The 13,010-nt window shown below is 57.1% G+C and carries 12 protein-coding genes; 5 read left to right on the top strand and 7 right to left on the bottom strand.

Annotated features, from left to right (window positions below):
- Window positions 1–7: 7 nt before the first annotated feature.
- Window positions 8–1,192, bottom strand: coding sequence for a BaiN/RdsA family NAD(P)/FAD-dependent oxidoreductase (locus EGO56_RS01420; protein WP_135907518.1), 1,185 nt, complete (start codon window positions 1,190–1,192; stop codon window positions 8–10).
- A 243-nt stretch (window positions 1,193–1,435) separates the two neighbouring features.
- On the opposite strand from EGO56_RS01420, the gene pitA reads away from it, so the two are divergent.
- Window positions 1,436–2,938, top strand: coding sequence for an inorganic phosphate transporter PitA (pitA, locus tag EGO56_RS01415; RefSeq protein WP_133163748.1), 1,503 nt, complete (start codon window positions 1,436–1,438; stop codon window positions 2,936–2,938).
- A gap of 37 nt (window positions 2,939–2,975) precedes the next feature.
- Here pitA and uspB read toward each other — a convergent pair whose 3' ends face one another.
- Window positions 2,976–3,311, bottom strand: coding sequence for a universal stress protein UspB (gene uspB / locus EGO56_RS01410; protein ID WP_013359386.1), 336 nt, complete (start codon window positions 3,309–3,311; stop codon window positions 2,976–2,978).
- A 415-nt stretch (window positions 3,312–3,726) separates the two neighbouring features.
- On the opposite strand from uspB, the gene uspA reads away from it, so the two are divergent.
- Window positions 3,727–4,164: a universal stress protein UspA gene (gene uspA / locus EGO56_RS01405; RefSeq protein ID WP_003852123.1), complete on the top strand. Its 438-nt coding sequence runs from the start codon at window positions 3,727–3,729 to the stop codon at window positions 4,162–4,164.
- A 60-nt stretch (window positions 4,165–4,224) separates the two neighbouring features.
- Here the strand turns inward: uspA and rsmJ are convergent, their stop codons facing one another.
- Window positions 4,225–4,971 (bottom strand): 16S rRNA (guanine(1516)-N(2))-methyltransferase RsmJ, encoded by a 747-nt coding sequence (gene rsmJ / locus EGO56_RS01400; protein ID WP_135907517.1) that lies wholly within the window; start codon window positions 4,969–4,971, stop codon window positions 4,225–4,227.
- A gap of 8 nt (window positions 4,972–4,979) precedes the next feature.
- Window positions 4,980–7,022 (bottom strand): oligopeptidase A, encoded by a 2,043-nt coding sequence (gene prlC, locus EGO56_RS01395; RefSeq protein ID WP_135907516.1) that lies wholly within the window; start codon window positions 7,020–7,022, stop codon window positions 4,980–4,982.
- Window positions 7,023–7,428: 406 nt separating this feature from the next.
- On the opposite strand from prlC, the gene EGO56_RS01390 reads away from it, so the two are divergent.
- The gene (locus EGO56_RS01390; protein ID WP_033734342.1) at window positions 7,429–8,271 is read left to right on the top strand and encodes a 23S rRNA (adenine(2030)-N(6))-methyltransferase RlmJ; all 843 of its coding nucleotides are present in this window, start codon (window positions 7,429–7,431) and stop codon (window positions 8,269–8,271) included.
- A 6-nt stretch (window positions 8,272–8,277) separates the two neighbouring features.
- A complete protein-coding gene (locus EGO56_RS01385) occupies window positions 8,278–9,096 on the top strand; it encodes a CPBP family intramembrane glutamic endopeptidase (protein WP_135907515.1) in 819 nt (272 codons plus the stop codon).
- Here the strand turns inward: EGO56_RS01385 and rnz are convergent.
- Window positions 9,093–10,004 (bottom strand): ribonuclease Z, encoded by a 912-nt coding sequence (gene rnz / locus EGO56_RS01380; protein WP_135907514.1) that lies wholly within the window; start codon window positions 10,002–10,004, stop codon window positions 9,093–9,095. The two genes, EGO56_RS01385 and rnz, sit on opposite strands and share 4 nt — an antisense overlap.
- Before the next feature lie 128 nt (window positions 10,005–10,132).
- Here rnz and gorA point away from each other — a divergent pair, with 128 nt between their 5' ends.
- On the top strand, window positions 10,133–11,485 hold the full coding sequence (gene gorA, locus EGO56_RS01375; protein ID WP_135907513.1) for a glutathione-disulfide reductase: 1,353 nt from the start codon (window positions 10,133–10,135) through the stop codon (window positions 11,483–11,485).
- A 111-nt stretch (window positions 11,486–11,596) separates the two neighbouring features.
- Here the strand turns inward: gorA and EGO56_RS01370 are convergent, their stop codons facing one another.
- Window positions 11,597–12,493 (bottom strand): alpha/beta hydrolase, encoded by an 897-nt coding sequence (locus tag EGO56_RS01370; protein WP_033734349.1) that lies wholly within the window; start codon window positions 12,491–12,493, stop codon window positions 11,597–11,599.
- Window positions 12,494–12,661: 168 nt separating this feature from the next.
- Window positions 12,662–13,006 carry a hypothetical protein gene (locus tag EGO56_RS01365; RefSeq protein WP_033784234.1) on the bottom strand — a complete coding sequence of 115 codons (345 nt, stop codon included), beginning with the start codon at window positions 13,004–13,006 and terminating at the stop codon, window positions 12,662–12,664.
- Window positions 13,007–13,010 lie beyond the last annotated feature (4 nt).

The following is a 13,010-nucleotide window of genomic DNA, read 5'->3' as shown; positions in this document are numbered from 1 at the left end:
ACGCGCGTTACAACGCCTGGGCACAGGCCCAGGCAGAACTCCACGCCCATTGGAAGTTATAGCCGCCCAGCCAGCCGGTGACATCGGCCACTTCGCCAATAAAGTAAAGCCCCGGCACCGCACGCGCCTCCATAGTTTTCGAGGAGAGCTGCGTCGTATCCACGCCGCCCAGCGTTACTTCTGCCGTACGATAGCCCTCTGTGCCGTTTGGCTGGATGCGCCAGGCGTGCAGCGTCTGCGCCAGCTCCGTTTGCTGTTTGCTGTTGAGCTGCTTCAGCGTGATGTCCGGCACCACCTTCAGCGCCTGCAGGACTTCCACCAGACGCTTCGGCAGAATTTTCGCCAGGCTGTTTTTCAGGCTGAGATTCGGATGTGCTGCACGCTGTGCCGTCAGAAACGCCTCAAGCGGTGTGGCGGGCGACAGATCGATAGTGACGAATTCACCCGGCTGCCAGTAGCTGGAAATCTGCAATACCGCCGGACCGGACAGGCCGCGATGGGTGAAGAGCATCGCCTCTTTGAAGCGGGTGCCATCCTGCGCATCAATCGTGGTCTCCAGCGCAACGCCTGACAGCGTCTGCAGCTGCTCCAGCAGCGGCTTGTGCAGAGTAAAAGGCACCAGCGCCGCCCGCGTCGGAAAGACGCTCAGGCCGAACTGCTCCGCAATTTTATAGCCAAATGGCGAAGCCCCCAGACCTGGCATCGACAGGCCGCCGCTGGCGATGACCAGCTTCTCCGCCTGAACCGTACTGCCGTTGAGTTGCAGGGTATAGCCGCTTTCATCGCGCGCCACGCTGAGCACTTCACTGCGCAGCCGCAGGGTGACATTGCCCTTGTCACATTCGGCCAGCAGCAGATCGACAATCTGCTGAGCCGAGTCATCACAGAAGAGCTGGCCCAGCGTTTTCTCATGCCAGGCAATCCCGTGACGATTGACCAGATCGATAAAATCCCACTGGGTATAACGCGCCAGCGCCGATTTACAGAAGTGGGGATTGTGCGACAGATAGGCCGCCGGTTCGGTATAGAGATTGGTGAAGTTGCAGCGGCCACCGCCCGACATCAGAATCTTGCGTCCCGGCTTTTTGCCGTTATCCAGCAGTAACACGCGGCGACCCCGCTGTCCGGCCTGGGCGGCACAGAACAGCCCGGCGGCGCCGGCACCAATGATGATAACGTCAAACTGTTCCACTGCGGTTCACTCACTTAACTGGAAAGGCGCAGATTGTAGTGATCTGCTCACTGAGACGCCAGCGTCAAAAAATTGCCGTAAATGTGTCATATTGTATCTGCTTAATATCTAACCCTTTTTAGCTGAGTTACTCTTCAGCCTTACGACGAAAGGTCAAATTAACGCTATATTTTCCTTTCCCATACAGCACGTTGTCGCGGATAATGCGCCGCGTTCATGTCCTCCAAAAATGGCGTAACGTTTATGCTACATCTGTTTGCTGGTCTAGACCTCAGTACTAGCCTGTTATTGGTTCTTGCCCTGCTGTTTGTATTGTTTTACGAAGCGATCAACGGTTTCCACGACACGGCCAACGCAGTTGCGACGGTCATCTATACGCGTGCCATGCGTGCCCAGCTTGCTGTGGTGATGGCGGGTGTATTCAACTTCCTTGGCGTGCTGCTCGGTGGATTGAGTGTCGCTTACGCTATTGTTCATATGCTTCCCACCGATCTGTTGTTAAATGTTGGATCGGCTCACGGTCTCGCCATGGTGTTTTCTATGCTGCTGGCGGCGATTATCTGGAACCTCGGCACCTGGTATCTCGGTCTGCCGGCCTCCAGCTCCCATACCCTGATCGGCGCCATTATCGGTATCGGTCTGACCAACGCCCTGATGACCGGAACCTCGGTAGTTGATGCACTCAACATCCCGAAAGTCCTGAACATCTTCCTTTCTCTGATCCTGTCGCCGATTGTCGGCCTGGTGATGGCGGGCGGCTTGATCTTCATTCTGCGTCGCTACTGGAGCAATACCAAAAAGCGTGCGCGTATTCATATGACGCCTGCTGACCGCGAGAAGATCGACGGCAAGAAAAAGCCGCCATTCTGGACCCGTATCGCCCTGATTGTTTCGGCAATTGGCGTGAGCTATTCGCACGGCGCGAATGACGGTCAGAAAGGCATTGGCCTGATCATGCTGGTCCTGATTGGCGTGGCACCGGCCGGTTTCGTGGTGAATATGAATGCCTCCGGTTATGACATTACGCGTACCCGCGATGCAGTTAATCACCTGGAGCAGTATTACCAGCAGCATAATGCCTCGCTGACGCACATCATCCAGATGGCACCGCCTAAGCTGCCTACGCCGGAAGAAGTGCCAGCGACCAGCCCGCAGGAGTTTCACTGTGACAGCGCGCGCGCACTGCAGGCAGTTCAGCGTGCTCAGGTGTTGCTGAATAATCTGCAGAGCTATGACCAGCTGACGGTTGATCAGCGCGGTCAGATGCGTCGTCTGCTGCTATGTATCTCAGACACCGCCGATAAAGCGGCCCGTCTGGAAGAGACCTCGCCCGATGACAAACGCTTCCTCAATAAGCTGAAAAGCGACCTGCTTGGCACTATCGAGTATGCGCCGATCTGGATTATTGTGGCCGTGGCGCTGGCGCTGGGCATCGGCACCATGATTGGCTGGCGTCGTGTTGCCACCACCATTGGTGAGAAGATTGGTAAAAAAGGCATGACCTATGCACAGGGCATGTCAGCGCAGGTGACCGCCGCGGTGTCGATTGGCGTCGCCAGCTATACCGGCATGCCCGTCTCCACTACGCATATCCTCTCTTCATCGGTAGCCGGTACGATGCTGGTTGACGGGGGCGGACTGCAGAGCCGGACCATCAAGAACATCGCCATGGCGTGGATCTTCACCCTGCCGGTCTGTATTCTGCTGTCAGGTTCGCTCTACTGGATTGCCTTAAAACTGGTGTGATGCCAGCAGACAAAAGGGCGACGTAAGTCGCCCTTTTTTAATGCCAGATCGCCAGCGCCACCAGACTTATCACTACCAGTCCGCACAGTGCACTGGTCAGAAGAAACTGCCCCCGCACCCGCTCGCAGCGCCGGATAAACTCATCGTCATGATGATCAAGATAGCGCTTTGCCCAGATATAGGTGACCAGCCGCACCTGCTTGCTCGGCTGACCGTGAGAGGTGAAGAATCCCGCCCCATCGACATACTGATACAGCAGCGGATCACAGCCCCGTAATACCGCCAGCAGTGCACGCAGCGATGAAAAATAGCGCGCCATATTCACGATACACACCACACAAAGAGCCCAAAAAAGCGCAATAGTGTTGATCATATTCTCCCCCTCCCGACTGGCATCGCAGTAACAGACCCAGCGTCAGACACTGTATCCGCCTGCAGAAAAAACCAGCCACTGAATCACCGGACTGCGAAAATTTTCGACCCCCTGAGCGGCTGCGAACCGGACCGCCTTTTTTCAGTGTAGGAGAATTCTTTACATTTTTTCCAACGATGATTTTCGTTCAGCGCGAGTAAATCTGGCATAGCCTTGATCTTATTCATAAGCCAGGCGGCAACGGCAGCATTTGCAGTGAGAGAAGGCTATACTCAGAACATAACAACATCATCACCTGCAACGCAGGTAGACACTTTGGTGGCGCTCATCGCCCGCTCGCGCAAAGGATTTCGCTAAGCTGTGACGCGGCAGGAACACCGGATGCCATCCTTAATCTCGTGAAAGGAGTTTTATCATGGCTTATAAACACATCCTGATTGCAGTAGACCTTTCTCCCGAAAGTCAGTTACTGGTGGATAAGGCCGTCTCACTGGCTCGCCCGTACGATGCCAGAATTTCCCTGATTCACGTTGATGTGAATTACTCCGACCTCTACACCGGCCTGATTGATGTCAATTTAGGGGATATGCAGAAGCGCATCTCTGAAGAGACGCATGCGGCGCTGAAAGGATTATCAGATGCCGCGGGCTATCCGATCAGTGAGACGCTGAGCGGCAGTGGCGACCTCGGCCAGGTGCTGGTTGATGCGATCAAAAAATATGACGTTGACCTGGTGGTGTGCGGTCATCATCAGGATTTCTGGAGCAAGCTGATGTCTTCAGCCCGCCAGCTGATCAACACCGTGCACATCGACATGCTGATTGTGCCGCTGCGCGATGAAGACGAGGCGTAATTCAGCCGCTTAAATGAATAAAGCCGGCACGGAGCCGGCTTTTTTATGCGTTTAAAGCAGTTAAAGCGGAGGATAAATATCAAAGCGATGGCTTTTGGTTACGACCGCCGCCTGCGTCAAAACACCCGCCAGCGGCGGCGCATAGTCTGGCCGCTTCACCACAATCCGTTTCTTCGCCAGCCGCCGGGCCGGTTCCAGTAGCGCATCGGCATCTTCATCCGGCCCTACCAGTGACTGAAAGACCCGCATCTCCTTTTTCACCAGCGCACTTTTCTGGCGATGGGGATACATCGGATCGAGATAGACCACATCCGGCTGCGGCGTAATCTCGCCCAGCGCCTGCGCACTGGCTGCATGAATCAGCGTCAGGCGGTCGCGCAGCCAGGGACCAATTTCCGCATCCTGATAACCACGCTGCAGGCCATCTTCCAGCAGCGCAGCCACGACAGGATGGCGTTCCAGCATCCGCACCCGGCAGCCGAGCGCCGCCAGCACAAACGCATCACGTCCCAGTCCGGCCGTCGCATCAACCACATCCGGCAGATAACCGCCTTTGATACCCACCGCTTTGGCGACAGCTTCACCGCGTCCACCACCAAAGCGACGGCGATGCGCCATCGCGCCAGTGACGAAATCAACAAAGATACCGCCCAGCTTTGGCTCATCACGCTTGCGCAGCTCAAGGTGCATCGGCGTTTGCACCAGTGCCAGCAGCGCATCTTCGTCGTGCTCCAGCTGCCAGCGCTGCGCTAAACGTGATAAGGCGCCGTCTCCGGCGCCTGATTCATCGAGCAAACAGATTTTCACGAACCGACTTATCCCTGAATGCCGTAATGTTCCAGCATCGCATCGAGCTGCGGCTCACGGCCACGGAAGCGTTTGAACAGCTCCATCGGCTCTTCAGAACCGCCACGCGTCAGGATGTTATCCAGGAACGACTGACCGGTTTCACGGTTAAAGATGCCCTCTTCCTCGAAGCGGGAGTACGCATCCGCCGCCAGCACATCCGCCCACAGATAGCTGTAGTAACCTGCTGCATAGCCACCGGCAAAGATGTGGCTGAAGGCGTGCGGGAAACGGCCCCACTCCGGGCTCGGAACGACCGCCACGCGGCTTTTCACTTCGCGCAGGGTTTCCAGAATCTGTGCGCCTTTCTCCGGATTAAACTCGGTGTGCAGACGGAAATCGAACAGGCCGAACTCCAGCTGACGCAGGATAAACAGCGCGGCCTGATAGTTTTTCGCCGCCAGCATTTTATCCAGCAGTTCTTTCGGCAGCGGTTCGCCGGTCTCAAAGTGACCGGAGATAAAGGCCAGCGCATCCGGCTCCCAGCACCAGTTTTCCATGAACTGGCTTGGCAGTTCGACCGCATCCCATGGCACACCGCTGATACCGGAAACGCCAGGCGCTTCGATGCGGGTCAGCATGTGGTGCAGGCCGTGACCAAACTCATGGAACAGGGTAATCACTTCGTCATGGGTGAACAGCGCAGGTTTGCCTTTCACCGGACGGTTAAAGTTACAGGTCAGGTAAGCAACGGGCTTCTGCAGGCTGCCATCGGCTTTACGCATCTGGCCGACGCAGTCATCCATCCACGCACCGCCACGTTTGTGCTCGCGGGCGTAGAGGTCGAGATAGAAGCTGCCGCGCAGTTCACCGGTTTCATCGAACAGATCGAAGAACTTCACGTCAGGATGATAAACCTCAACGTCGGTACGCTGCTTCGCAGTGATACCGTAAATGCGTTTCACCACTTCGAACAGACCGGCGACCGCGCGCTCTTCCGGGAAGTAAGGACGCAGCTGCTCATCGCTGATGGTGTAGAGATGCTGCTTCTGCTTTTCGCCGTAATAGGTGAGATCCCATGGATTCAGCTGCTCAACGCCATGCTCTTTCTGCGCAAAGGCGCGCAGCTGCTCCAGCTCTTTTTCACCCTGCGGACGGGCGCGTTCAGCCAGGTCATTCAGGAAGTCGATCACCTGAGACGGGCTTTGCGCCATTTTGGTCGCCAGCGATTTATCCGCGTAGGAGTCGAAGCCCAGCAGCTGTGCCAGCTCGTGACGCAGCGCCAGCTCTTCCGCCATGATAGGACCATTGTCCCATTTACCGGCGTTCGGACCCTGATCGGAGGCACGCGTCGCATAGGCGCGATACATCTCTTCGCGCAGCGCCGCGTTGTCGCAGTAAGTCATGACCGGCAGATAGCTTGGGATATCCAGCGTCAGCAGCCAGCCTTCCTGCTCTTTGGCTTCAGCCAGGGCTTTCGCCGCCGCCAGCGCGCTTTCCGGCATACCGGCCAGTTCGCTTTCATCGGTGATTAGCTTGCTCCAGCCCATGGTGGCATCAAGCACGTTGTTGCTGTAAGCCGAACCCAGCTCAGAGAGGCGCGCGGCGATTTCGCCATAGCGCTGCTGTTTATCTTTTGGCAGACCGATACCAGAGAGTTCGAAATCACGCAGGGCGTTATCGACCGCTTTCTTCTGCGCCAGATCCAGAGCCGCGTACTGATCGCCCTCTTTCAGGTTGCGATACGCCTGATAGAGGCCTTCATGCTGACCGACCCAGGTGCTGTATTCAGAGAGCAGCGGCAGCGTCTGCTCATAGGCTTCGCGCAGCTCCGGGCTGTTTTTTACCGAATTAAGATGGCTGACCGGAGAGAAAATACGGCTCAGGCGATCGTCGGTTTCCGCCAGCGGCTGAACCAGGTTATCCCAGGTGTACGGCGCACCCTGCGCCACCACTTTTTCGACTTCTGCGCGGCATTGGCTCAGCACTTCCGTCACGGCAGGAACAACATGTTCAGGCTGGATGGCAGAAAAAGGGGGAAGCGTAAAAGATGTCAGTAGCGGATTGGTCATAGCGCAGTCCTTTATCGATGTATGGGGCGCAGCGGGTCGCGCAACGCAATCTAAGTAACATGCGGCTTAGTGTAGTGAAAATCAATGGGGGGCAGGATGAGGTGGGGAAGAAACGCGCGAATGGCTACCCGAAAGCCCGCTGCTTTTAAACTATGACTGTGATTACGGTGGGCGCGTCGGGCAGCTTTCCGTACCTGCATGCCTGCAACAGGATGCCGCGCCCTGTCATCCCGATTTGTTATCACGCTTCTGGCCCATCGCCAGTCCATCCCTGATATAATCGCCGATTCTCATGCTTTTCCTGCGTCGGTTGCTGTGCGTCGTTCTGTGGGTAATACGTGAGGTAATAATTGGTATAAATTGATTTTCCATCAATTAAAACCTTATACATTCAACAGGATAAACAATGCTGAGTTATCGCCATAGCTTCCATGCGGGCAACCATGCCGACGTGCTGAAGCACACCGTTCTGAGCCTGATCATCACGGCGCTGAAAGAGAAAGAGAAACCGTTTTTCTATCTGGATACCCATGCAGGCGCAGGCCGCTACCAGCTGAGCGGCGAGCACGCCGAGCGTACCGGTGAATATCTGGAAGGCATCTCGCGTATCTGGCAACAGCCCGATGCACCGGAACTGCTGCAACCCTATTTTGACGCGATCGGTGCGCTGAATCGTGGCCCTTCTCTGCGCTACTATCCGGGTTCACCGCTGATTGCCCGTCATCTGCTGCGTGAAGATGACCGGCTGCAACTCACCGAGCTGCACTCCAGCGACTACCCGCTGCTGCGCAACGAATTCAGTAAAGATAACCGCGCACGCGTTGACCGTGCCGACGGTTATCAGCAGTTGAAATCGAAGCTGCCACCGCCGTCGCGTCGTGGTCTGGTGCTGATCGACCCACCTTATGAGATGAAAAGCGACTACCAGGCAGTGGTGAAAGGCATTCAGGAAGGCCATAAACGTTTTGGCACCGGCGTCTTTGCGCTGTGGTATCCGGTGGTGTTACGTCAGCAGATCAAACACATGCTGCGCGACCTGGAAGCGACCGGCATCCGCAATATCCTGCAGATCGAACTGGCTGCCCGTCCGGACAGCGATCAGCGCGGCATGACCGCCTCCGGCATGATCGTGATTAACCCGCCGTGGAAGCTGGCCGATCAGATGAATACCCTGCTGCCGTGGCTGCACAAAAAACTGGTTCCGGCCGGTACCGGTCACTTCGTGGTGAATCAGATCGTTCCTGAATAACCGATTATGTGGATTCTGCTGGCAGGCGCGCTCGGCGCGCTGCAACCCGCCCGGCGGCTGGCGCTGATGCTGTTAGCGCTCGCCGCGCTGCTGGGGTTTTATTATGACGTCCTGACATGGCCAGTGCTGCCGCTGCTGGCCGTGATCGCGGCACTGGTCGCGCTGCGCCGCTTTGACCCAATCCGTTCGCGGCAGCACATCCTGAGCGAAGCGCTGCTGGTGCTGATTTCGCTGGGATTGTTCCTCCATCTCTTTCCCGGCTTTCACAATCCTCTCGTCGTCGATGAGGTAAAGGTGGGCGCACAGAGCCTGCCGTTCAGTTTCTCCTTCAACTTCGATAAAGCGCTCATCCCCTTTGTGCTGCTGGCCTGCCTGCCGACGCTGTTCCGCGCCCGGGCCTGTCCACCACGATATCCGTGGATCGCTGCGCTGGCGTTAATCGCAGCAGTGCCGCTGCTGCTGGGTAGTGCCGTGCTGCTGGGTGGTCTGGCCGTTGAGCCTCACTTTCCGCCCTGGCTGCCCGCGTTTATGCTGGCGAATCTGTTCTTTGTCTCGCTGGCCGAAGAGGCGCTGTTCCGGGGCTATCTGCAACAGCGGCTGAGAGAGAAGCTGGGTGGGATGCCCGCGCTGCTGATTAGCACGCTGCTGTTCGGGCTGGCGCATGCAACCGGCGGCGTACTGCTGGTAGTTTTCGCGACGCTGGCCGGGCTGCTTTACGCTCTGGCGTGGCACTGGAGCGGCCGCTTATGGCTGGCGACCGCCCTGCACTTCGCGCTTAACCTCACCCATCTGCTGCTGTTTACTTATCCGGCACTGCATCACTAAACCGTAAACACCGCCAGGTCCGAGGCCAGCTCGGTGCGGGGGAAAATGGTCTGGCACTCCGCCAGCAGGCGGCTCATGTCCTTTGCCAGATAGCGGGAGCTGAAATGGGTAGCGATCATCCGCTTTGCCCCGGCGCGCTTTGCCACCTCCGCCGCCTGCAGAGTTGTGGAGTGGCCGCGCCCGTTGGCTTTCTCCACCATCGCCGCCTCCAGCGTGGTTTCATGCACCATCAGGTCAACATCTGCCGCCAGCTGCAGCGCAACCTCCGTGGGAGCCGTATCGCCAAAGATGGCCAGCTTTTTGCCGGGTGTCGCCGGGCCAAGGTAGTCAGCGCCGTTTATTACCCGCCCATCTTCCAGCGTCACACATTCCCCCTGCTTCAGCTGCTGAAACCACGGGCCGCGAGGCACGCCTTCGGCTTTCAGCCGCTCGGCATCCAGCAGGCCGGGTTTGTCATGCTGTTCAATGCGATAGCCAAAACATTCCACCGGATGGCTCAGCGGCCAGGCACTGATACGAAACTCACCGTCATCCAGCGTCCAGCCCGCCTCAATCTCAACAATGTTCAGCGGATAATCGGTGTAGGAACCGCTGATCGATAGCGCCGTCTCAACAAAGGTTTTTAATCCTCTGGGGCCATAAACCGTCATGGGTGAGGTCAGTCCGGCCATCGACCGGCTGGTGAGTAAGCCCGGCAGGCCGAAGATATGATCGCCATGCAGATGGGTGATAAAAATCTTATCCAGCTTGCCCGGTTTCAGGCTGGAGCGCATAAACTGTAACTGCGTGCCCTCCCCGCAGTCGAACAGCCAGGTTTCACTACTCAGCGCGCGGGTAAAAGCAATGGAGGTCACGTTACGTTGCAGGCTGGGAGCACCGCCGCCGGTGCCAAGAAAAGTAAGGTGCATGGTATGCTTCCCTGTCAGCGAGTGAAAAAACAGAACCCTATTACAATCATAGGCGCAAACTTTGCGTCATTTCGACCCGCAGCGTTACACTCAACCCCAATTTTTTATGCAACCGGATGGATACTTCAATGACCCGACATTTCGACTATCTCGCCATTGGCGGCGGCAGCGGCGGCATCGCCTCGATTAACCGTGCGGCTATGTATGGCCAGAAATGCGCCCTGATTGAAGCAAAAGAGCTGGGTGGCACCTGCGTGAACGTGGGTTGCGTGCCGAAGAAAATCATGTGGCACGCCGCGCAAATCGCCGAAGCTATCCATCTTTATGGCCCGGATTATGGCTTCGACACCACCGTCAATCGCTTTGACTGGGCCACGCTGGTCAAAAACCGCAGCGCCTATATCGATCGCATCCACAGCTCGTATGACAACGTGCTGGGTAAAAACAAAGTTGAAGTGATCAAAGGCTTTGCCCGCTTTGTCGATGCGCACAGCGTTGAAGTGAACGGCGAGATTATTACGGCTAACCACATTCTGATCGCCACCGGCGGTCGTCCGGTTCACCCTTCTATTCCGGGTGCGGAGTACGGCATTGATTCCGACGGCTTCTTCGAGCTGGATGCGCTGCCAAAACGCACCGCGGTTGTCGGCGCGGGCTATATCGCGGTTGAGCTGGCGGGCGTCGTAAACGCGCTGGGGTCAGAAACCCACCTGTTCGTGCGTAAACATGCGCCGCTGCGCAGCTTCGACCCGCTGCTCACCGAGACGCTGGTCGAAGTAATGAACACCGAAGGCCCGGCGCTGCATACCGAAGCCATTCCAAAAGCTGTAGTTAAAAACAGCGATGGCAGCCTGACGCTGCAGCTGGAAAACGGCAGCGACTACACCGTGGATTGCCTGGTCTGGGCGATTGGCCGTGAGCCTGAAACGGACAATCTCAATATTCAGGCTGCGGGCGTGGCGCTGAACGATAAAGGCTATATCAGCGTCGATAAATTCCAGAACACCAATGTCTCAGGCGTCTACGCCGTGGGCGACAACACCGGTGCGGTTGAGCTGACGCCGGTAGCGGTTGCCGCAGGACGCCGTCTCTCTGAGCGTCTGTTTAACAACAAGCCGGACGAGCATCTGGATTACAGCAACGTGCCAACCGTGGTGTTCAGCCATCCGCCGATTGGCACTGTGGGACTGACCGAGCCGCAGGCGCGCGAACAATATGGTGACGATCAGGTAAAGGTCTATAAATCGTCGTTTACCGCCATGTACACCGCGGTCACCCAGCATCGTCAGCCGTGCCGCATGAAGCTGGTCTGTGTGGGTGCCGATGAGAAGATCGTCGGCATTCACGGCATCGGATTCGGTATGGATGAGATGCTGCAGGGCTTCGCCGTGGCGCTGAAGATGGGCGCGACCAAGAAAGACTTCGATAACACCGTGGCGATCCACCCAACCGCAGCGGAAGAGTTTGTGACGATGCGTTAATCCGCACCGGGCTTCAGAAACAGAACAGGCGACCTTAAGGTCGCCTGTTTTTTTTATGCCGCATCCACTTCCGCTTTCTGACCGTGCAGCATAGCACCGCGCCAGTGCACTTCAGCTTACGCGATCCAGCCAGCGGACATACGCCTGATCCCATAACGCTGCGGGCGTACCCGCCTTGCCGAGGCCAAATCCGTGTCCGCCTTTGCTAATCTGAATCAGCTCAACCGGTACGCGGTTGCGGCGACAGGTGTCGCGCATCAGCTCGGTGTTAAACGGATTGGAGGTGTGATCGTCCTCGGCCTGCGCCAGAAACGTCGGCGGATATTGCCGGGTCACGTAGTTCTGTACTGACCAGTTCGCCTCATCCTGCGGCGTGGCATTTTTGCCGACCATCATCAGATGCGTATTGGTGTGCTGATAAGGCGCTTCCAGGGTGATGACCGGATAGATCAGGCCGACGCTGTCGACTTTCGGCACCACTTCATCCAGCGGATCGATGGCCGGATAAGATTCAAAGTCTGGCCGCGCCGCCGCCAGCCCCAGCAGATGTCCGCCTGCCGAGAAGCCCAGCACATGCACCTTACGTTCGAAAGATCGCACCAGCCGGATGGCACGCTGCGCATCCTGCAGCGGTGCCAGACGACCCGCCTGCCACTTCTCATGCGGCAACCGGTAGCTGAGCACATAGGCGGTATAGCCACTGGCATTGAGCCAGCGCGCCACCGGCCAGGCTTCGCGTCCCATGCCGATCCAGCGATACCCGCCGCCAGCGGCGATTAATACCGCTTCGCCATTCGGATTTTCCGGTTTAAAACGCTGAATCGCCGGGCTGACGATATTTGACCAGGAACCGCTGCTGTTAATATGCAACTGGCCGGATGGGCCGCCACCGCCGGGCGGATCGTCCGGCCAGAGGGGAATGATGTCATCACGGGCAAATAATTTGCCGGTGGTCATGGAGAGCCCGAGCGCTCCCGTGCCGAGAATAAAGCGTCGACGCGTAATCATATTGCCTGTTGTGTGATGCCAGAGTAATGAGCAAGCCGTTGCGGCAGGCTACAAAAGAAGTAACAGATGCAAGTCTGGTGCCATGGGTGGCGATTATGTACGCAATGGCCCCTGAAAAGCCATAAAAAAACGCGCCCGGCAGGCGCGTTTTTATTTAATTCTGCGTGGTTAATCTTCCTGCTGGAATTGGGCCATCACGGCCTGTTCACACTGCTGTTCGTTGACGCGCAGTTTGGCCCGCTCATCGTCGCCCAGTTGCAGCCAGGCACTGGCCACTTCACGCGCGGACTCTTCATCAAATTCCGGCTGATTCATCGCCGACGGTGACTGGCCGCCCGCCACGGTCGATTTCATCTGCTCGACGTAATGATCTGCAGTGGCGACCTTTTTCTCACCGCTGACAATGTGACACAACTGACTGGCGTAAACATTCTGCTCAGTATCAGCGTCGTCCGCTGCCAGCGCGCTGCCGGAGGCAAGGAGGCTTAGCAGCACTATCTGAGTGACTTTCATTTTT

The organism is Pantoea vagans, from assembly GCF_004792415.1.
Taxonomy (GTDB): Bacteria; Pseudomonadota; Gammaproteobacteria; order Enterobacterales; family Enterobacteriaceae; genus Pantoea; species Pantoea vagans.
Note: the sequence above shows the minus strand (reverse complement) of the source record. Positions and strands in the feature narration are given on the sequence as shown.

Bases quoted from the DNA above. Each gene is read 5' to 3' on its own strand.
- pitA (WP_133163748.1), top strand. From the start codon at position 1,436: ATGCTACATCTGTTTGCTGGTCTAGACCTCAGTACTAGCCTGTTATTG.
- uspB (WP_013359386.1), bottom strand. From the start codon at position 3,311: ATGATCAACACTATTGCGCTTTTTTGGGCTCTTTGTGTGGTGTGTATC.
- uspA (WP_003852123.1), top strand. From the start codon at position 3,727: ATGGCTTATAAACACATCCTGATTGCAGTAGACCTTTCTCCCGAAAGT.
- prlC (WP_135907516.1), bottom strand. From the start codon at position 7,022: ATGACCAATCCGCTACTGACATCTTTTACGCTTCCCCCTTTTTCTGCC.
- EGO56_RS01390 (WP_033734342.1), top strand. From the start codon at position 7,429: ATGCTGAGTTATCGCCATAGCTTCCATGCGGGCAACCATGCCGACGTG.
- EGO56_RS01385 (WP_135907515.1), top strand. From the start codon at position 8,278: ATGTGGATTCTGCTGGCAGGCGCGCTCGGCGCGCTGCAACCCGCCCGG.
- rnz (WP_135907514.1), bottom strand. From the start codon at position 10,004: ATGCACCTTACTTTTCTTGGCACCGGCGGCGGTGCTCCCAGCCTGCAA.
- gorA (WP_135907513.1), top strand. From the start codon at position 10,133: ATGACCCGACATTTCGACTATCTCGCCATTGGCGGCGGCAGCGGCGGC.
- EGO56_RS01370 (WP_033734349.1), bottom strand. From the start codon at position 12,493: ATGATTACGCGTCGACGCTTTATTCTCGGCACGGGAGCGCTCGGGCTC.
- EGO56_RS01365 (WP_033784234.1), bottom strand. From the start codon at position 13,006: ATGAAAGTCACTCAGATAGTGCTGCTAAGCCTCCTTGCCTCCGGCAGC.